Below are 19,744 nucleotides of genomic sequence, written 5' to 3'. Positions count from 1 at the left end.
AAAGTATGCTATAATCGACTCACTATATCGAGTTCATAAGAGGGATTGTCCCTTATATATAGGAGGAAAAAAATATGAAGGACGGTTTTTTCCGTGTATCAGCTGTCACTCCGAAAATTCGGGTGGCAGATCCGGTCTATAACCGGGAAGAAATTTGTAAATTGATTTCGGAGGGACACAGTCAGGGTGTTGGACTCATGGTCTTTCCGGAACTTTGTTTAACGGGATATACCTGCGGAGATCTGTTTTTGCAGGATGCGCTGATTGAGGGTGCAAGAGGAGAACTTGGAAAGATTGTTTTCTATACAAAGGGACTCAACATGATTGTTTTTGTGGGACTTCCGTGGATGCATCGGGGAAAGCTCTACAACGTAGCCGGAGCAATCTGCGATGGCAGACTTCTCGGTGTCGTTCCGAAGATCAACCTGCCAAACTACTCAGAGTTCTATGAGCGTCGTCATTTTACGCCGGGTAATCAGATTCCGGAGATGACGAAATGGCAGGACGGAGAAGTCCCGATGGGAACAAACCTGCTGTTTGCATGCAAGGAGCATCCGGAGCTTGTGATTGCATCGGAGCTCTGTGAGGATGTCTGGGTTCCGTGTCCGCCGAGCATCCGCCATATGCTTGCCGGAGCGACGGTGATTGCGAACTGTTCCGCGAGTGATGAGGTTGTCGGCAAGGACAGCTACCGCAGAGAGCTGATCAGCGGTCAGTCTGCCCGCCTTCTCAGTGCATATGTCTATGCAAATGCAGGAGAGGGAGAGTCGACTCAGGATCTCGTATTCGGCGGTCACAATATCATTGCGGAGAATGGAACGATCCTCGCGCAGTCGAAGCGATTCCGGCCGAGTGCAATCTGCGCAGATCTTGACCTTGAGCGTCTCCGCTCCGAGCGCAGAAAGACAACGACCTGCCCGGCACCGGATCAGACCGGATATAAGACGATTGAGTTTTCTTTAAACACGGAGGAGATGGAACAATGTCAGCAGGAGAAACTTCTTCGCTATATCGACAGCCGTCCGTTTGTTCCGTCCGATATGTCGGAGAGAAGCCGTCGCTGTGAGGAGATCTTCATGATTCAGGCAATGGGTCTGAAAAAACGTCTGGAACACACCGGAGCTAAGCATGTCGTGCTTGGAATTTCCGGCGGACTTGACTCGACGCTTGCCCTGCTCGTCACTGCGCGTGCATTTGATCTCTTAAACATTCCGAGAAATCAGATCCATGCCGTGACGATGCCGTGCTTCGGAACGACAGACAGAACGTACCAGAATGCCTGCCGGATGACCGAAAAGCTCGGCGCGACATTAAAAGAAGTCGACATCCGTGCATCCGTAAACCAGCATTTCTCCGATATTGGTCAAAATCCGGAAAATCACGATGTCACCTACGAGAACGGACAGGCGCGTGAGAGAACCCAGGTTCTCATGGATACCGCAAACCAGGTCGGCGGTCTCGTCATCGGTACCGGCGATATGTCGGAGCTCGCCCTTGGCTGGGCGACCTATAACGGCGATCACATGTCGATGTACGGCGTCAATGCATCCGTTCCGAAGACTCTCGTCCGCCATCTCGTTCGCTACTTTGCAGACACCTGTGGAGAGAAAGAACTCCGAGATGTGCTTCTCGATGTGCTTGACACGCCGGTCAGCCCGGAGCTTCTTCCGCCGGAGAATGGTGTGATCTCCCAGAAGACAGAAGATCTCGTCGGACCGTATGAACTGCATGATTTCTTCCTGTACTATGTGCTTCGTTTCGGCTATATGCCATCAAAGATTTACCGCATGGCACTTCGCGCATTTGCAGGGGAGTATGAGGCGGAGTTCATCAAGAAATGGCTCAATGTGTTCTATCGCCGTTTCTTCGCACAGCAGTTTAAGCGCTCCTGCCTGCCGGATGGACCGAAGGTCGGTTCCGTAGCTGTTTCCCCGAGAGGAGACCTGCGCATGCCGAGTGATGCCTCCCGAAACATCTGGATGGCAGATCTGGAGACGATCTGAAAAACAACATAATTCAGGGTGAATATATCATGGTATGTGTGGCGACGGAGTGCGGGAAAGTACATCGAACCCGGAGCGAGAGCGAGTTTGTATGACTTTACCCGCCGGAGGAGCCCTTTATAATTCATAACAAGGAAGGATTCTTGCAGTGATTAGCAGTACAACAAACAAACAGATAAAATATGTAAGTGCACTTGTAAAAAAGGCGAAGACGAGACGAGAGGAAGACCTCTTCGTCGCAGAGGGACTTCGCATGTGTGTGGAGATTCCGAAAGACCGGATTCACACACTCTACATGTCCGAGAGTTTTGCAAAAGGAAAAGAGGCGAATGCACTCAAAAACGGCGTTCGCCATGTCGAACTTGTCAGCGACGAGGTATTTCGCGCGATGTCCGACACCCAGTCTCCGCAGGGGGTTCTGGCTCTCGTGCGCCAGTATCACTACGAGCTTGATGATGTCACGAAGACCCGGGCAGAGAGCGGAAAACCAGCACTTTTAATGGTGCTTGAGCATCTTCAGGATCCGGGAAATCTCGGAACGATCGTGCGTGCAGGTGAGGGTGCAGGAGTCACGGGAATCATCATGGATTCCTCGACTGCCGACATTTATAACCCGAAGGTCATTCGCTCAACGATGGGTTCGATCCTTCGCGTTCCGTTCGTCTACGTCGAGGATCTTGACTCTGCACTTGCCAAGCTCAAATCAAAGAAAATCCGTATGTTTGCGGCTCATCTCGACGGAAAGAATTCCTATGATCAGGAAGATTACAAGGATGATTCTGCATTTCTGATCGGAAACGAGGCGAGCGGTCTGAAAGAGGAGACAGCGCAGAAAGCGGACATCTGGGTGCGGATTCCGATGTGCGGAAGGGTCGAATCCTTAAACGCGGCGGTTGCATCATCCGTCCTGATGTTCGAGGCGGCACGCCAGCGCAGGGGATTGTAATGGATTTGGAAATATAGTATGATAATCAGAAAGGGGGTTCCTGAAATGACACCGATCTATTGGCTGATTGTATTCGTTGTATTGATTGCGATCGAGATTGCAACTCTGGCACTGACGACGATCTGGTTTGCAGGAGGAGCATTTATCGGATTTCTGCTTTGTCTGCTTGGCTTTAGCACCGGGATTCAGCTCGTCGGTTTCGTGCTGATTTCGTTTCTGCTTCTGTTTCTTACACGCCCATTTGCAAAACACTGTATCACACACACAGAAAAGACAAATGTGGACAGTCTGGTTGGAAGTGAAGCGCGCGTGACGGCAGAGATCGACAATCGGAAAGAGACTGGAACTGCGATGGTGAACGGGCAGGAATGGACAGCGAGAGCAGAGAGTGACGAAGAGATTTATCCTGTGGGAACGATCGTGGAGATCCGAAAGATACAGGGTGTAAAACTGATTGTGAGTGCAAGGAAAGAGGGGTAACATCTATGGGACTGATCATTTTCATGGTGCTTCTGGTTGTGGTTTTGATGGTGCTGGCATCCTGCGTGCGCATTGTTCCGCAGGCGCAGGCTCTTGTTGTGGAACGTCTCGGTGCTTACATGGGAACGTGGTCGGTTGGCGTTCACGTCATGATGCCTTTTATTGACCGTGTGGCAAAGAGAGTCATCTTAAAAGAGCAGGTCGTTGACTTTGCTCCCCAGCCGGTAATCACAAAAGATAACGTTACGATGCGAATCGATACGGTTGTGTTCTTTCAGATCACCGATCCGAAGTTGTTTGCATACGGAGTCGAGAACCCGATCATGGCGATTGAGAACCTGACGGCGACAACGCTGAGAAATATCATCGGTGATCTCGAGCTTGATCAGACGCTGACATCAAGAGAGACGATTAACACGAAGATGCGAGCTTCCCTTGATGTGGCGACAGATCCGTGGGGAATCAAGGTAAACCGTGTTGAGCTGAAAAATATCATTCCGCCGGCTGCAATTCAGGATGCGATGGAAAAGCAGATGAAGGCAGAGCGTGAGCGCCGTGAGGCAATCCTGCGCGCGGAAGGTGAGAAGAAGTCAACGATCCTTGTCGCAGAGGGTAAGAAAGAGTCTGCAATTCTTGACGCAGAGGCTGACAAACAGGCTGCGATCCTTCATGCTGAGGCAGAAAAGGAAAAGCGAATCCGCGAGGCAGAAGGTGAGGCTGAGGCGATTTTAAAGGTTCAGAAGGCAAATGCAGACGGACTTCGTTTCCTCAAGGAAGCCGGCGCTGACGAGGCGGTTCTGCGTCTCAAGAGTCTCGAGGCATTTGCGACGATTGCGGACGGAAAGGCGACAAAGATCATCATTCCGTCAGAGATTCAGAATATGGCAGGTCTTGTGAAGTCTGTTGTGGAAGTTGCAAAGGAAGACTAGAGAAACCAAAATCACAAATTAGAAATCACAAATTATAAACATCAAACTACAAAATCTATAAAAACTACATTTGAGAATTTGAGACACAGGGAGAACAAAACGATGAATTTAAAGGGAAGAAATTTTCTGACACTGAAGGATTTTACACCTGAGGAGATTCTGTATCTGCTTGATCTCGCCGCAGATCTGAAGAAGAAAAAGAAAGATGGCGTTCTTGTTGACCACTGGAGAGGAAAAAACGTTGCTCTGATTTTCGAGAAGACGAGCACGAGAACCCGCTGTTCGTTTGAGGTTGCCGCTCATGACATGGGAATGGGAACCACCTACCTCGATCCGACCGGTTCTCAGATCGGAAAGAAGGAGAGCATTGCCGATACTGCCCGCGTGCTCGGCAGAATCTACGATGGAATCGAGTACCGTGGTTACGGTCAGGAGATTGTTGAGGAGCTCGCAAAGTATGCAGGTGTTCCGGTTTGGAACGGTCTGACAAACGAGTACCATCCGACCCAGATGCTCGCTGACATGCTGACGATCCGTGAACAGCTCGGTCGTCTCAAGGGCGTAAAACTTGTATACATGGGCGATGCTCGCTACAATATGGGCAATTCCCTGATGGTAGTCTGCTCAAAGCTCGGTCTTCATTTCGTTGCATGTGCACCGAAGAAGTACTTCCCGAACGAGGAGCTTGTCGCACAGTGCCAGGAGTACGCAAAGGCATCCGGCGGTACGATCACGCTGACCGAGGATGTGATGGAAGGAACCAAGGGCGCAGATGTCGTTTACACCGATGTATGGGTATCGATGGGCGAGCCGGATGAGGTATGGACAGAGCGTATCAACGAGCTGAGTCCGTACAAGGTAACGATGGATGTGATGAAGAATGCAGGTGAACAGGCAATCTTCCTGCACTGCCTGCCGGCTTTCCACGATCTGAAGACGAAGATCGGCAAGGAGATGGGCGAGAGATTTAACATCACCGACATGGAAGTCACTGATGAGGTATTTGAGGCACCGTGCTCAAGAGTCTTTGAGGAAGCAGAGAACCGCATGCATACAATTAAGGCGGTTATGGTTGCCACGCTTGGAGAGCAGGGATGATTTTGAGAGAAAAAAAGAGAAATCCGCGCAGTATGGCGATGATTCTGGATATGCTTCACATTGTGGTGGGAATCCTCGTCGTCGTCTGCGTGGTGCTGGCTTTTTTAGATCCGGCGAAGAACCGGATCTTGTTTCCGGCAGTGTTCTGGCTGGCGTCCTTTTTAAACGGAGTCAATGGGTGGTTTCGTTTTCAGTCGGCAGGACATGACCGGAGAGGCCGGACGGCAGGGCTTTTATATGGACTGCTTGCCGTATTTCTTCTGACAGTGGGGATCATCAGCGCTGTCAGTATCTGGAGGTAGAAAGTGAAGACAGAAATTTTGACATGTCTGAAGGAGACGGATGGTTACGTCTCCGGTCAGGAATTGTGTGACCGGCTCGGCGTATCGCGCACAGCGGTCTGGAAGGTCATCGGACAGCTGAGAGAAGAGGGATACGAGATCGAGGCGGTCAGAAGCCGGGGATACCGCCTCTGCGGTGCCGGGGATGTTCTCTCGGAGGCAGAGATTGCGAGTGTGCTCGAGACGAAGAGCCTTGGACGAAATCTTCGGTTTATCGATGAGATTGATTCCACGAACAATGAGATCCGACGGATGGCGGAAAATGGTGCGCCGGATGGAACGCTTGCAATTGCGGAGATTCAGACGGCAGGAAAAGGGCGCAGAGGGCGTGCATGGACTTCTCCGAGAGGAAGCGGAATCTGGATGAGCTTTCTTCTGCGACCAGATTTTGCGCCGGAATATGCGTCGATGCTGACGCTTGTGGCAGCGATGGCGGTAGAGAAAGGCATTCGTGAGCAGACCGGACTTGACTGTCAGATCAAGTGGCCGAATGACATCGTGTTAAACGGACGTAAGATCTGCGGTATTTTGACGGAGATGAGCACAGAGGAGGACAGCATTCGCTACGTCGTTGTCGGAATCGGCATCAATGTCAACACGAAAGATTTCCCGGAGGAGATCAGCAAGACGGCGACCTCGCTTGCGATTGAGACAGGTCATATTGTGCGCCGTGCCCCGCTTGTCGCAAGCATCTTAAAGGCGTGGGAGGGCTTCTATGAGACCTACAAGAAGACGCTGGATTTGAGTCTTCTGAAAGAGGAGTACAATTCCCATCTCGTCAACATTGGGCGGGAGGTAAAGGTACTTGCACCTAAGGGAGACTATCTCGGCATTTCTCACGGAATCACAGACACCGGTGAGCTGATTGTGGAGACAAACGGCGAGATGCGCGAAGTCATGTCAGGCGAGGTGTCCGTGCGAGGCATTTATGGATATGTTTGATACGTTTCAGGACGAACTTAATCATCTTGATCATCTCTACGACCGGATTCAGGTTGCAGAGAGTAAGGAGAGTCCAATGTCGGAGGAGGAGCGTCTGCGTGCGGGAGTTCGTCCTCTGCTTGCATGGTATGAGAAGAATCGCCGGATTCTTCCGTGGAGGGAGAATCCCGAGCCGTACCGCGTCTGGATTTCCGAGATTATGCTTCAGCAGACGAGGGTGGAGGCGGTAAAGCCCTATTTTGAGCGTTTCATGGGCGCACTTCCGACGGTCGCAGATCTCGCTGAGGTTTCCGATGACCGGCTGATGAAACTCTGGGAGGGACTCGGCTATTACAGCCGTGCCAGAAACTTAAAAAAGTCGGCTCAGGTCATTGTGGAAGAATACGGCGGGGTGATCCCGGCTGACCATCAAAAGCTTCTGAAACTTCCGGGAATCGGGAGTTACACTGCGGGGGCGATTGCCTCGATTGCATTTGGAATTGCAGTTCCGGCAGTCGATGGAAATGTGCTTCGCGTGATCTCGAGAGTGATGGCGAGTACAGAGGATATCCTGAAACCGGCGACGAGACGAAAAGTTGAATCTCTGCTTCAGAGTGTGATCCCGCAGGGGCGCGCAAGCGAGTTCAACCAGGGCTTGATTGAGACCGGAGCGATTGTCTGTGTGCCAAACGGTGAGCCGAAATGCATGGTCTGTCCGTTTGAGTCGCTGTGTCTGGCGCATCGCCGGAATCTGACCGCACAGATCCCAGTCAAGACGCCGAAAAAACAGCGCAGGATTGAGGAGCGTACCGTATGTATTCTCGAGGATCAGAGTCAGCGGATTGCGATCGGAAAACGACCGGATCAGGGGCTTCTTGCAGGGCTTTACGAGCTTCCGAATGCGGACGGACAGCTTGAGCCGGAGAAACTTGCTGAAGTCTTCGGATTTGAGCCGGGACAGGTCATTGAGGTCGAGGTACTTCCGAAGACAAAGCACATTTTTTCTCATGTTGAGTGGAGAATGATTGGATACCGGGTGTTGCTTTCCGGTGCGGTTCCGGAGCGCTTTCTCGCAGTGGGGCGCAGGGATCTGATTGAAACTTATCCGCTTCCGGGTGCATTTGCCGGGTATACAAAAGAGATTTTGAGAGAAACTGGAAAGTAGGTAATTTATTTCGTTGGGAATGAGTGAAGGGGAATCGGCAAAATCTGTTACCGTTTGTGCAGGGCATGAACGGTAACGATCAGTTGAAGAGTGACAGAGGCAGGTGACAGTATTATGAGCACAAAAAAAAGAATGCTTTTTATCATTAATCCCAGGTCGGGCAGGGAGCGGATTCGCAGAAAACTTCTTGAAATTCTGGATCTCTTTTCGGCGGAGGGATATCATGTACAGGTTCATGTGACACAGGCGCCGAAGGATGCAAAAAATACTGCATCGAAAGAAGGTGCAAGGTATGATCTGATTGTATGCAGTGGAGGAGATGGCACGCTGAACGAGACGATTTCCGGTATCATGGAGATCGATGAGAAGCGCAGACCCCAGATCGGATATATTCCGGGAGGTTCGACGAACGATTTTGCGTCTAGTCTGAAACTCCCCAAGCAGGTATATGAGGCGGCGCAGACCGCAGTTCGCGGAACCGCAGTGCCGATCGACATCGGTCTATTCTGCGAGGATCGCTATTTTGTCTATGTTGCAGGTTTTGGTGCATTTACCGAAGTTTCCTATATGACACCTCAGGATCGAAAAAATGTTCTCGGTCATCAGGCGTATATGCTTGAGAGTGTGAAGAGCCTTACATCAATCAAGTCCTATCAGATGAAGGTGACCTGGGAGGAGGGCACGCTTGAGGGTGAGTTCATCTTCGGCATGGTGACGAACACGACGAGCGTAGGCGGATTCAAAGGATTGATTAACCAGAATGTCGCCCTTGATGATGGACTTTTTGAAGTACTACTGATCCGCACGCCGAAGACTCCGCTCGAGCTGAGTGCGATTGTGTCAGGACTTTTTCTCAGCGATGAGCCGGACAGCGAACTGGTATACAAATTCCGGACTTCCTCGATCGAGATTCAGGCGGAGGAGGAAGTTGACTGGGTACTCGATGGAGAGTTTGGAGGAAGTCGGACGGAGGTCACGATCAGGAATCTTCCGCGCTGTTTAAACATTCGCAGAAATCTGGATGTTTAAGCGGAAAAACGTGAAAAAACCTCAAAAAAAACAAAAGAACTGAGAAAAAAATGTTGAAATCCGCAACCTGCTGTTATATAATGATTAGTTGTGTAGGAATTTATTATGCCATGGAATTTTCTTCTATGGCATATTTTGACCGTGCCGGACAGATGGCAGAAAAAAGGTGATGGGAATCTGAAACTGTCAAGGGTCGGGCGGTTATGGCAGTAGAGAGGCGGAGATTGGCTCCGCTTTGACACTTCAAGCGAAAGGATGTTACTGTGGAAAAAGACAATTTTTTGGAAAAGCTGAAAAAGCTGGTGGAAGTTGCCAAAACGAAGCACAATGCACTGGATGTCACAGAGATCAATGATTTCTTTGTCGGCGATGATCTGTCTCCGGAGCAGATGGAACAGATTTACAACTACCTTGAGCAGAAACGGATTGATGTTGTCCCTGTAATCGATGATAACCTGCTGGCGGAGGAACCGCTTCTTCTTGATGATGATGACATCGACATGGACGACAGCTTCCTGAAAGATGGAGAAGATATCGAACTGGACGCAGTAGATCTTCTGGAAGGTATTGGCACAGAGGATCCGGTTCGGATGTATTTAAAGGAGATCGGTACGGTTCCGCTGTTGAGCGCAGATGAGGAGATCACTCTGGCAAAGCGCAAGGCAGAGGGCGATGAGCATGCGAAGGAGCGCCTGATTGAGGCGAACCTGCGTCTTGTGGTCAGCATTGCAAAGCGTTATACCGGACGTGGCATGAGCTTTTTGGATCTTGTTCAGGAGGGTAACCTCGGTCTGATCAAGGGCGTAGAGAAGTTTGATTATACGAAGGGATACAAGCTGAGTACATATGCGACTTGGTGGATTCGTCAGTCTGTGACTCGTGCACTTGCAGATCAGGCTCGTACAATCCGTGTGCCGGTTCATATGGTTGAGACGATCAACAAGATGTCAAAGATGCAGAGAAAGCTGACTCTGGAACTCGGCTATGAGCCGTCTGTGACAGAGCTTGCAGATGCACTTGAGATGTCCGAGGACAAGGTGATGGAGATCATGCAGATCGCAAGAGAGCCTGCATCCCTTGAGACCCCGATTGGTGAGGAGGATGACTCCAACCTCGGCGATTTCGTTGCAGATAACAATGTTGTGACCCCGGAGGGCAATGTAGAGTCTGTCATGCTCAGAGAGCACATTGATGCGCTTCTGGGTGATTTAAAGGAGCGTGAGCGTCAGGTTATCGTCCTGCGTTTCGGTCTTGAAGATGGACATCCGCGCACCCTTGAGGAGGTCGGCAAGGAGTTCAACGTTACCCGTGAGCGTATTCGTCAGATTGAGGCGAAAGCCCTGCGCAAACTGCGTAATCCGGTGAGAAGCAAGCGGATTCGTGACTTCCTGTAAGTGTCGAGTTTTGAATTAGAATTAGAAAAAGAATAAATACGGGTTTTCTAAGAGACTTTAAAACAGAAAAGAGCGTATAAGCGCAAAGGTATGGAGCGTGCAGATGAATCGCAGAAATTACCAGAAAGAACTGGAAAAGATCATAGAAGAAAACCAGAGCAAGAGCCGGGTTCCCCGGCTCTTGCTGCATAGTTGCTGTGCACCGTGCAGTAGCTACGTTCTGGAGTATCTGTCAAAGTATTTTGACATTACGGTGTTTTACTACAATCCGAACATTTCCCCACAGGAGGAATTTGAAAAGCGGGTAGAAGAACTGAAAAAACTGATTGCGGAGCTTCCGGTGATTCACCCGGTTCACCTTGTGATTGGCGACTATGAGCCGGAGCGGTTCTATGAGATCAGCAAGGGCTATGAGAAGGTGCCGGAGGGTGGAGAGCGGTGCTTTCGCTGTTATCGACTGCGCCTTGAGGAGTCCGCAAAACTTGCGTCAGAAGGGGATTTTGATTACTTTGCGACGACGCTGACGATCAGTCCGCTGAAGAATGCACAGAAGCTCAATGAGATCGGTGAAGAACTCGGAGAAATCTATAAGGTTGAGCATCTGCCGTCCGATTTCAAGAAAAAGAACGGATATAAGCGCTCGGTTGAGCTCTCGGCGGAGTACGGTCTTTACCGCCAGAATTACTGCGGTTGCGTCTTCTCAAAGGCAGAAGCTCTCGAGAGAGAGGCGAGAATGCAGGAAAAGCGGGAACAGGAAAAAAGTGCGCAGGATCAAGGCACTGTTTGTACAACATGTGGGCAGGCATTTTAAATCGGAAAAATCCGTGACCGGTACGGTATCGTACGGAATTTTCAGTTCAGAAAATTCAGTTCAGAAAATTTCTGTTTGTGTGCAGTAACATTATTGACAACAAAATGACGGATTAATGGGTGTTTTAACTTGACACTTCGGGCAAATTGTAATAAACTTTTAAGTAGAAATTCCGAGCTTATCCGCAGGAATTTGAGGGAGATATTATAATAAAAAAGGAGATTTTGAGTCATGCTTAGTAAAAAAATTACCGTAGTAAACCCGTCAGGATTGCATTTAAGACCAGCTGGTGTTCTGTCTCAGACCGCTATGAAGTTTAAGTGTGATGTTTTCATCGAGTGTGGAGAGAAGAAAGTTGTTGCTAAGAGCGTACTGAACGTTATGGCAGCAGGTATCAAGTCCGGCACCGAGATCAATCTGGTATGTGATGGCGAAGATGAGGCAGCTGCAATGGAGACCATCAGCAAGGCAATCGAGAGCGGACTGGGCGAGCTGTAAGAGCGAGACGCAGAAGCGAATCAAGTGTTGATTTTTTGATTTCGTAGAGAGTTTGAGTAAAAATGAGAGACAGGCTTTGTATGCTTCAACGAAGAAGCACACAGAGCCTGTTTTTGTGTTGCTTTCATTTTCTTGATCCATGCGATGATGCTCTGCGGAAAGAAGCAGATTTTGCCGATTGGGAATGTAAAGTACCGGCATTGTGCAGCGCATGAACTTGAAAGACTTTCTAAATTGGACAGATTACTCACAAAAGAAAATTAAGAAAATACGCAGCAAGCGCACATCTGTCCGCATACCCGAATCAAAGAAGAATGAAAAGTCAGTTAACTCAAATAATAGCCTGGAAAAACTCTGAAAAAGACAGACTATTAACTTTAGAATATTAAGTTCTCCAATTATCTGACAATTTCTTGCAAAAAAATATTTACAAACGGAAAATCTTGTAGTATTATCATTATCATTAAAAATCACCAGCTGAAAAAAATTCCCATTAGGAGAGACTTGACAATTTGGACTTCACGAGTTTGAGCTGGAAGCAGGTATTTTTAACCCCACGAGTGTGTGCCATTATCTAGTATCACGAGTATCATTTCCCTTATATCCCCAAGGCGCACGCTCAATCTTACACGGAAAGGAATTGAGCAATGGAGAGCGATCAGAGAACACAAACAAAGGCTCCGGGTCTTTACGATCCCCGATTTGAGCATGACAACTGTGGTATCGGAGCAGTTGCCAATATCAAAGGCATTAAGACCCATAGAACAGTAGACCAGGCACTTCACATCGTGGAAAACCTTCAGCACCGCGCCGGAAAAGACGCGGAGGGCAAGACAGGTGATGGTGTCGGAATCATGCTTCAGATTTCCCACAAATTTTTTAAGAAGGTGACAAAACCGCTCGGAATCGAGCTCGGTGGAGAGCGCGAGTATGGCGTCGGCATGTTCTTCTTCCCGCAGGACGAGCTTGCGAGAAATCAGGCGAAAAAGATGTTCGAGATCATCGTCAAGAAAGAGGGACTCAAGTTCCTCGGCTGGCGTGATCTCCCGACTCATCCGGAACTGATCGGTGACAAGGCAGTCGCAAAGATGCCTTACATCGTGCAGGGATTTATCGGAAAGCCGGCAGACGTGGAGAAGGGACTTGACTTTGACCGTCGTCTCTATGTTGCCCGCCGTGTGTTTGAGCAGAGTAATGATGACACCTATGTCGTATCGCTGAGCAGTCGAACGATTGTATACAAGGGCATGTTCCTTGTAAAAGAGCTGAGACTCTTCTTTGAGGATCTTCAGGATCCGGATTACGAGTCTGCAATCGCAACGGTTCACTCCCGTTTCAGTACGAACACGAATCCGAGCTGGATGCGTGCTCATCCGAATCGTTTCATCGTTCACAACGGTGAGATCAACACGATCCGCGGAAACGTCGACAAGATGATGGCGCGTGAGGAGAACATGGAGACGAAGTTCTTCAAGTCCGACATGTACAAGGTACTCCCGATCATCAACCAGGAAGGTTCTGATTCCGCGATGCTCGACAATGCACTCGAGTTTATGGTGATGAGTGGCATGGAGCTTCCGATGGCAGTCATGATCATGATCCCGGCTCCGTGGCAGCATGACAAGTCAATGCCACAGGAGGTAAAGGACTTCTACCGCTACTATGCGACGATGATGGAGCCGTGGGATGGACCGGCGTCGATCGTCTTCTCCGATGGTGATGTGATGGGTGCTGTGCTTGACCGAAATGGTCTGCGTCCTTCCCGTTACTACATCACTGACGATGATCAGGTGATCCTTGCTTCTGAGGTCGGAGCAATCGACATTGAGCAGGCTCACGTTGTGAAGAAAGAGCGTCTGCGTCCGGGCAAGATGCTCCTGATCGATACCGTGAAGGGCGAGCTTGTCGGAGATGAGGAGTTAAAGAATCGCTATGCTTCCCGCCAGCCTTACGGTGAGTGGCTTGATTCCAACCTCGTGGAGCTGAAAAACCTGCCGATCCCGAACAAGGGAGTGCCGGAGATCACAAAAGATCAGCGCGCAAGACTTCAGAAGACCTACGGCTACACTTACGAGCAGTACCGCACGATGATCCTTCCGATGGCACTCAACGGTGCCGAGGCAGTATCTGCGATGGGTGCGGACAGCCCGCTTGCCGTACTCTCAAAGAAGCATCAGCCGTTGTTCAATTACTTCAAACAGCTCTTTGCTCAGGTAACAAATCCGCCGATCGACTCGATCCGTGAGGAGATCGTGACCTCGACAACCGTCTATGTCGGTGAGGAGGGAAATGTCCTCGAGGAGAAGCCGGGCAACTGCCACATCCTGAAAGTGGAGAATCCGATTTTGACCTGTACCGATCTGTTGAAGATCAAATACATGAACAAGCCGGGATTCAAGGTTGAGACGATTCCGATCACTTACTATAAGAATACTTCTCTTGAGAAGGCGATTGAGAGACTCTTCCTTGAGGTTGACCGTGCACACCGCGATGGTGTGAATATCATCATCCTGTCCGACCGTGACATCGATGAGAACCGTGTTCCGATTCCGTCCCTGCTTGCCGTATCTGCTCTGCAACAGCATCTTGTAAAGACGAAGAAGCGTACCTCGATGGCACTGATTCTCGAGAGTGGTGAGCCGAGAGAGGTTCATCATTTCGCAACGCTTCTCGGCTACGGCGCGAGTGCAATCAACCCGTATCTTGCTCAGGAGTCCGTTCATTACCTGATCGAGTCAAAGATGCTCGACAAGGACTACTATGCAGCAGTCAACGATTACAACTCCGCTGTTCTTCACGGAATTGTCAAGATCGCATCGAAGATGGGTATCTCCACGATCCAGTCGTACCAGGGTGCACAGATCTTTGAGGCAATCGGTATCTCCAAGGATGTTGTGGACAAGTACTTTACCGATACGGTCAGCCGTGTCGGCGGTATCACGCTCGAGGACATCGCAAACGATGTGGATGCGCTTCACTCAAGTGCATTTGATCCGCTCGGTCTGAATTCTGATCTGACGCTTGAGAGTGTCGGAAGCCACAAGGAGCGCGCCGGTCAGGAGGAGCATCTCTACAATCCGCGTACGATCCATTTGCTTCAGCAGTCCGCATGGACGAACAGCTACGAGATCTTCAAGGAGTACAGCCATGCACTCAATGAGGAAGAGCAGACCGTCAACCTGCGTAGCCTGATTGATTTCAAGTTCGATGAGAACGGCGGTATCCCGATTGATGAGGTCGAGAGCGTTGACTCGATCGTGAAGCGTTTCAAGACAGGAGCAATGTCCTACGGTTCGATTTCTCAGGAAGCTCATGAGACTCTTGCAATCGCGATGAACCGTCTCGGCGGTAAGTCAAACACCGGTGAGGGCGGTGAGAGCCTTGAGCGTCTCGTCCCGGGCCCGAAGAACAACAACCGCTGTTCTGCAATCAAGCAGGTCGCTTCCGGTCGTTTCGGTGTCACATCCCGCTACCTCGTGAGCGCTCAGGAGATCCAGATCAAGATGGCTCAGGGTGCAAAACCTGGTGAGGGCGGTCAGCTTCCGGGCGGAAAGGTTTACCCGTGGGTTGCAAAGACCCGTCACTCAACAACCGGTGTCGGTCTGATTTCCCCGCCACCGCACCATGACATCTACTCGATCGAGGATTTGGCACAGCTGATCTACGATCTGAAAAACTCTAACACGAGAGCAAGAATCTCCGTCAAGCTCGTATCGGAGGCTGGTGTCGGAACCGTTGCTGCCGGTGTTGCAAAGGCAGGCGCACAGGTTATCCTCGTATCCGGTTTTGATGGTGGTACCGGTGCAGCTCCGAGAAACTCGATCTACAACGCAGGTCTTCCGTGGGAGCTCGGTGTTGCCGAGGCACACCAGACGCTGATCATGAATGGACTGCGTGACAAGGTCATTCTTGAGACAGACGGAAAGCTGATGACCGGTCGTGACGTCGCAATCGCAGCAATGCTCGGCGCAGAGGAGTTTGGTTTTGCAACGGCTCCGCTTGTGACGATGGGCTGTGTGATGATGCGTGTATGCAACCTTGATACCTGTCCGGTCGGCATTGCAACGCAGAATCCGGAGCTGAGAAAACGCTTCAAGGGCAAGCCGGAGTATGTGGTAAACTTTATGCATTTCATTGCTCAGGAGCTCCGCGAGTACATGGCAAAGCTCGGAATCCGCACCGTCGATGAGCTTGTTGGACGTACCGATCTGCTCAAGAAGAAGGATCACATTCCGAATGCGCGTGCGAATAAAGTTGATCTGTCGAACATTCTCGATAACCCGTATGAGGGAGAGCCTCTGCGCGGTTACCACGATAAGGTTGAGTATGACTTCAAGCTCGACAAGACGATCGATGAGCAGGTATTCTTGAAGAAGCTCAAGAGCGCACTGATGAATGGTCAGAAGAAGGGACTTCAGGTTGATGTCTCCAACGTTGATCGTGCACTCGGAACGATCTTCGGATCGGAGATTACCCGCCATTATCCGGACGGACTGCCGGAGGATACGTTCACGATTCAGTGTAGCGGAAGCGGTGGACAGAGCTTCGGAGCCTTCATCCCGAAGGGACTGACGCTTGAGCTTGTCGGAGACAGCAACGACTATTTCGGCAAGGGTCTGTCAGGCGGAAAGCTCGTCGTTTACCCGCCGAAGGGAGTACAGTTCAAGGCAGAAGACAACATTGTGATCGGTAACGTTGCCCTCTACGGTGCGACAAGCGGTAAGGCGTTCATCAACGGCGTTGCCGGTGAGCGTTTCTGTGTACGCAACTCCGGTGCAACCGCAGTTGTCGAGGGTGTCGGTGATCACGGCTGTGAGTACATGACCGGTGGACGCGTTGTCATCCTCGGAACGACCGGAAAGAACTTTGCGGCCGGCATGAGCGGTGGTATCGCCTATGTTCTGGATGAAAAGCGTGATCTCTACAAGAGACTCAACAAATCCCTCGTCTCTCTCGAGGAGGTAACAAACAAATATGATGTTCTTGAGTTAAAAGAGATGATTCAGGAACACGTCGCTTACACCAACTCGGAAAAGGGCAAATACATCCTCGATCATTTCGGAGAGTATCTGCCGAAGTTCAAGAAGGTTATGCCTCATGATTACCGCCGGATGCTCAACACGATTGTCCAGATGGAAGAAAAAGGACTGAGCAGTGAGCAGGCACAGATCGAAGCATTCTATGCCAACATGAGAAAGTAGGGAGGAGAGAGAACATGGGAAAGCCAACAGGATTTTTAGAGTATGACAGAGCCAATGGCAAGGCTGTGGCTCCATTAGAGAGAATTAAGAACTTCAATGAATTCCATGCCTCTCTGTCAGAGGAACAGCAGAGAAAGCAGGGCGCGCGCTGTATGGATTGTGGCGTTCCGTTCTGCCAGTCCGGCATGGTACTCGGCGGAATGGTTTCGGGCTGTCCGTTAAACAACCTCTGCCCGGAGTGGAACGATCTGGTTTTCACCGGAAACTGGTCTCAGGCATACAACCGTCTGAAAAAGACGAACAGCTTCCCGGAGTTTACGAGCCGTGTCTGCCCGGCTCCATGTGAGGCGGCATGTACCTGTGGTCTGAACGGAGATCCGGTCAGCATCAAGGAGAATGAGCATGCGATCATTGAGCGTGCGTATGAGACCGGGGAGGCAGGTCCGTGCCCGCCGAGAGTGCGCACCGAGAAGCGCATCGCAGTCATCGGTTCCGGTCCGTCCGGACTCGCTGCCGCAGATCAGCTCAACAAGCGCGGTCACAATGTAACCGTGTTTGAGAGAGAGGATCGCGTCGGCGGACTGCTGATGTACGGCATCCCGAATATGAAGCTCGAGAAGTCTGTGATCGACCGCAAGGTCGAGGTCATGAAGGCGGAGGGCATCCGCTTTGTGACTGGTGCAGACGTCGGCAAGAATTACAAGACCGGACGACTCAAGAAAGAGTATGACAGCATCATTCTTGCATGCGGAGCATCAAATCCGAGAGACATTCAGGTTCCGGGACGTGAGGCAGAGGGCATCTACTTTGCAGTGGATTTCCTCAAGTCCACGACGAAGAGTCTGCTGAATTCCAATCTCGAGGATGGCAACTACATCTCTGCAAAGGATAAGCACGTCATCGTCATCGGTGGTGGTGATACCGGAAATGACTGTGTCGGAACTTCGATCCGTCACGGCTGTGCATCTGTCACCCAGCTTGAGATGATGCCGAAACCGCCGGTGACCCGCACCGCAAGCAACAGCTGGCCGGAGTGGCCGAGAATCCTCAAGACCGACTATGGTCAGGAGGAGGCGATCGCTGTATTCGGAGAAGATCCGCGTGTCTACCAGACAACTGTCAAGGAGTTTGTGAAGGATGAGACCGGAAAAGTCTGCAAGGCAATCCTGATCAACCTTGTTCCGCAGAAAGATCCGGAGACTGGAAGAAATCTGATGGTCGCAGTCGAGGGCTCTGAGCGCGAAGTGCCGGCAGACCTTGTGCTGATCGCAGCAGGTTTCCTCGGAACTCAGGAGTATGTGGCAAATGCGTTCGGTGTGGAGTTAAATGCCCGCACGAACGTTGCGACAGAAGCCGGAAAGTATGCGACAAATGTGGAGAAAGTCTTCGTAGCAGGAGATATGCACCGCGGACAGTCTCTCGTCGTATGGGCAATCCATGAAGGACGAGAGGTCGCAAAAGAGGTGGATAAGTTCTTGATGGGATATACGAACCTGGCATAACTACAAGCCGTGCAGAATAACGCACAGAGGCGTCTGCGGAAAGTTTACTTTCTGTCAGATGCCTCTGTGCGTTATTCTATGGGGCGCCAGCCCACATCGAGCTGGAGCGGAGAGGAAGCGAGATGGCGCTTCCTCGATACGCAGAGCGGACGTAGCGGTGCATAAGGTCGTAAAAGACGCGATATGATATTCACACGTTGTGCGAATATCATATGAGTTTGCCGATGCTTCGCATTCCAAATCGGCAAACTCAGCTACCATTACTGCATCATACGGAATTTTCAGTTCAGAAAATTCCTACTTATAAACGATTGTGGTACGCAACTTAAACACCGACGCTTCACACGGGGGTGCGTGGACTTTTTCGATCGTCGGAGCTTTTGTTCTCAATAAGAGAGGTTCTCGTTGACAGAATCATGAATTTGCGATATATTTTAGAGCGCAGGGAATGAAGTTCTCCCTTGGATAAAACCTAAACTGCTTATAATAGCTGATGACTTCTACGATTCTTTTTTATGAAAATCGTGGGAGTGCATCAGCTTTTTTTATAGAAATTGTGCCCTTTTTATAAAGAAGATTGTTTGAGACGTTAGTTTGGCAGATTTGCAGATGTGGTTTTGCAGATATTTATTTTTGAGGAGGAAAAATTATGTTAGCTTCACTGTCACTCATTTTTCTGGTCGGGCTTGCGCTCGGAGCGATCTGCCGTGTGGAAATATCATTCTGTCGGTTGCTGTGCTTGCAATCATCATCACCGCACCACTCGGCGCATTTGGAATCGACAGCACTTATAAGAGATTTCTGGTGAAAGAAGAAAATCGGGATGGTAGAAAATAAAGGACGATATTTTCGTCAATGAGTAAGAAAAGCCGGGATGCGTGATACATTCCGGCTTTTAAAATCGTTGGTTGTGTTCGTTGAATGGCGATTGTGCCAATTTCGTTAAAACATCTGAAGTGAGTGATTATTGTGACTATTCTCTCGGCTTTTTCAGCTCGATTGCAAATCCATCTGGCATATCAAACCAGTGCTTCTTGTCTGCGTACTGCGTGCATCCTCTTGCCACAGCGCGCTCAATCACGGTATCCCAGTCGTCGGAAGCGATGCCGATGTGGCTGTACATGCTTCCCATCTCGCCCATATCCTCGACCTCGTTGAGCTGGATGCCTTCGTTGAACCATACCTGACGCTTTGGGGCTTCGCCTTTTTGACGCTCCACGGTCATCTCAAAAACTTCCTCGAAAAATCGAACATACCAGTCATAATCTTTTACATTTAAAGCGACATGATGAATCGTAGCGATCATAGTTTCTCTTCCTTTCACAACTCCGAATCGATTTTTTCAATTTCAATATACAATAGAAAAGATATCGGAGGTTTCTTTTTTTGCGTTCTGCCAAAACTGCCTGATGAAATTTATTATAAT

16 protein-coding genes and 1 riboswitch are annotated in these 19,744 nt (G+C 50.0%); of the genes, 15 read left to right on the top strand and 1 reads right to left on the bottom strand.

Annotation, left to right across the window (positions count from 1 at the left end; genetic code table 11):
* Positions 1–74: 74 nt before the first annotated feature.
* The 15 genes from AC4EVX_RS02380 to AC4EVX_RS02310 all read left to right on the top strand — a co-directional run bounded on the left by AC4EVX_RS02380 (position 75) and on the right by AC4EVX_RS02310 (position 19,155).
* Entirely contained in the window at positions 75–2,003 is a 1,929-nt protein-coding gene (locus AC4EVX_RS02380; RefSeq protein ID WP_490159483.1) for an NAD(+) synthase, read from the top strand.
* A gap of 148 nt (positions 2,004–2,151) precedes the next feature.
* Complete coding sequence (locus AC4EVX_RS02375) at positions 2,152–2,949, top strand: RNA methyltransferase (protein ID WP_177976933.1); 798 nt, start codon at positions 2,152–2,154, stop codon at positions 2,947–2,949.
* A gap of 45 nt (positions 2,950–2,994) precedes the next feature.
* A complete protein-coding gene (locus tag AC4EVX_RS02370; protein WP_177976932.1) occupies positions 2,995–3,429 on the top strand; it encodes an NfeD family protein in 435 nt (144 codons plus the stop codon).
* Between the two features lie 5 nt (positions 3,430–3,434).
* The gene (locus AC4EVX_RS02365; RefSeq protein WP_177976931.1) at positions 3,435–4,358 is read left to right on the top strand and encodes an SPFH domain-containing protein; all 924 of its coding nucleotides are present in this window, start codon (positions 3,435–3,437) and stop codon (positions 4,356–4,358) included.
* Between the two features lie 102 nt (positions 4,359–4,460).
* On the top strand, positions 4,461–5,456 hold the full coding sequence (argF, locus tag AC4EVX_RS02360; RefSeq protein WP_308450698.1) for an ornithine carbamoyltransferase: 996 nt from the start codon (positions 4,461–4,463) through the stop codon (positions 5,454–5,456).
* On the top strand, positions 5,453–5,758 hold the full coding sequence (locus AC4EVX_RS02355; protein ID WP_490159482.1) for a DUF6637 family protein: 306 nt from the start codon (positions 5,453–5,455) through the stop codon (positions 5,756–5,758). The genes argF and AC4EVX_RS02355 overlap by 4 nt, the downstream gene beginning before the upstream one ends.
* Positions 5,759–5,761: 3 nt before the next feature.
* Positions 5,762–6,739 carry a biotin--[acetyl-CoA-carboxylase] ligase gene (locus AC4EVX_RS02350; protein WP_177976898.1) on the top strand — a complete coding sequence of 326 codons (978 nt, stop codon included), beginning with the start codon at positions 5,762–5,764 and terminating at the stop codon, positions 6,737–6,739.
* The gene (gene mutY / locus AC4EVX_RS02345) at positions 6,726–7,883 is read left to right on the top strand and encodes an A/G-specific adenine glycosylase (RefSeq protein ID WP_490159481.1); all 1,158 of its coding nucleotides are present in this window, start codon (positions 6,726–6,728) and stop codon (positions 7,881–7,883) included. The genes AC4EVX_RS02350 and mutY overlap by 14 nt, the downstream gene beginning before the upstream one ends.
* Before the next feature lie 114 nt (positions 7,884–7,997).
* On the top strand, positions 7,998–8,912 hold the full coding sequence (locus AC4EVX_RS02340; protein WP_308450694.1) for a diacylglycerol/lipid kinase family protein: 915 nt from the start codon (positions 7,998–8,000) through the stop codon (positions 8,910–8,912).
* Positions 8,913–9,175: 263 nt separating this feature from the next.
* On the top strand, positions 9,176–10,306 hold the full coding sequence (gene rpoD, locus AC4EVX_RS02335) for an RNA polymerase sigma factor RpoD (protein ID WP_177976895.1): 1,131 nt from the start codon (positions 9,176–9,178) through the stop codon (positions 10,304–10,306).
* A gap of 103 nt (positions 10,307–10,409) precedes the next feature.
* Complete coding sequence (locus AC4EVX_RS02330; RefSeq protein WP_490159480.1) at positions 10,410–11,117, top strand: epoxyqueuosine reductase QueH; 708 nt, start codon at positions 10,410–10,412, stop codon at positions 11,115–11,117.
* Positions 11,118–11,348: 231 nt separating this feature from the next.
* The gene (locus AC4EVX_RS02325; RefSeq protein WP_177976893.1) at positions 11,349–11,615 is read left to right on the top strand and encodes an HPr family phosphocarrier protein; all 267 of its coding nucleotides are present in this window, start codon (positions 11,349–11,351) and stop codon (positions 11,613–11,615) included.
* A gap of 647 nt (positions 11,616–12,262) precedes the next feature.
* Positions 12,263–16,816, top strand: a complete 4,554-nt coding sequence (gene gltB, locus AC4EVX_RS02320; protein WP_490159479.1) for a glutamate synthase large subunit — start codon at positions 12,263–12,265, stop codon at positions 16,814–16,816.
* Positions 16,817–16,830: 14 nt separating this feature from the next.
* Positions 16,831–18,318, top strand: coding sequence for a glutamate synthase subunit beta (locus AC4EVX_RS02315; RefSeq protein WP_490159478.1), 1,488 nt, complete (start codon positions 16,831–16,833; stop codon positions 18,316–18,318).
* Between the two features lie 435 nt (positions 18,319–18,753).
* A riboswitch (Fluoride riboswitch) is annotated at positions 18,754–18,828 on the top strand.
* A gap of 123 nt (positions 18,829–18,951) precedes the next feature.
* Positions 18,952–19,155, top strand: a complete 204-nt coding sequence (locus tag AC4EVX_RS02310) for a hypothetical protein (protein ID WP_177978130.1) — start codon at positions 18,952–18,954, stop codon at positions 19,153–19,155.
* Positions 19,156–19,291: 136 nt separating this feature from the next.
* On the opposite strand, the gene AC4EVX_RS02305 is transcribed toward AC4EVX_RS02310, so the two are convergent.
* Entirely contained in the window at positions 19,292–19,624 is a 333-nt protein-coding gene (locus tag AC4EVX_RS02305) for a VOC family protein (protein WP_308450690.1), read from the bottom strand.
* Positions 19,625–19,744 lie beyond the last annotated feature (120 nt).

The sequence above is a fragment of the Brotaphodocola sp. genome (assembly GCF_983179755.1).
The sequence above is the reverse complement of the archived record's forward strand: the minus strand, read 5'-3'. Positions and strand labels throughout refer to the sequence as shown.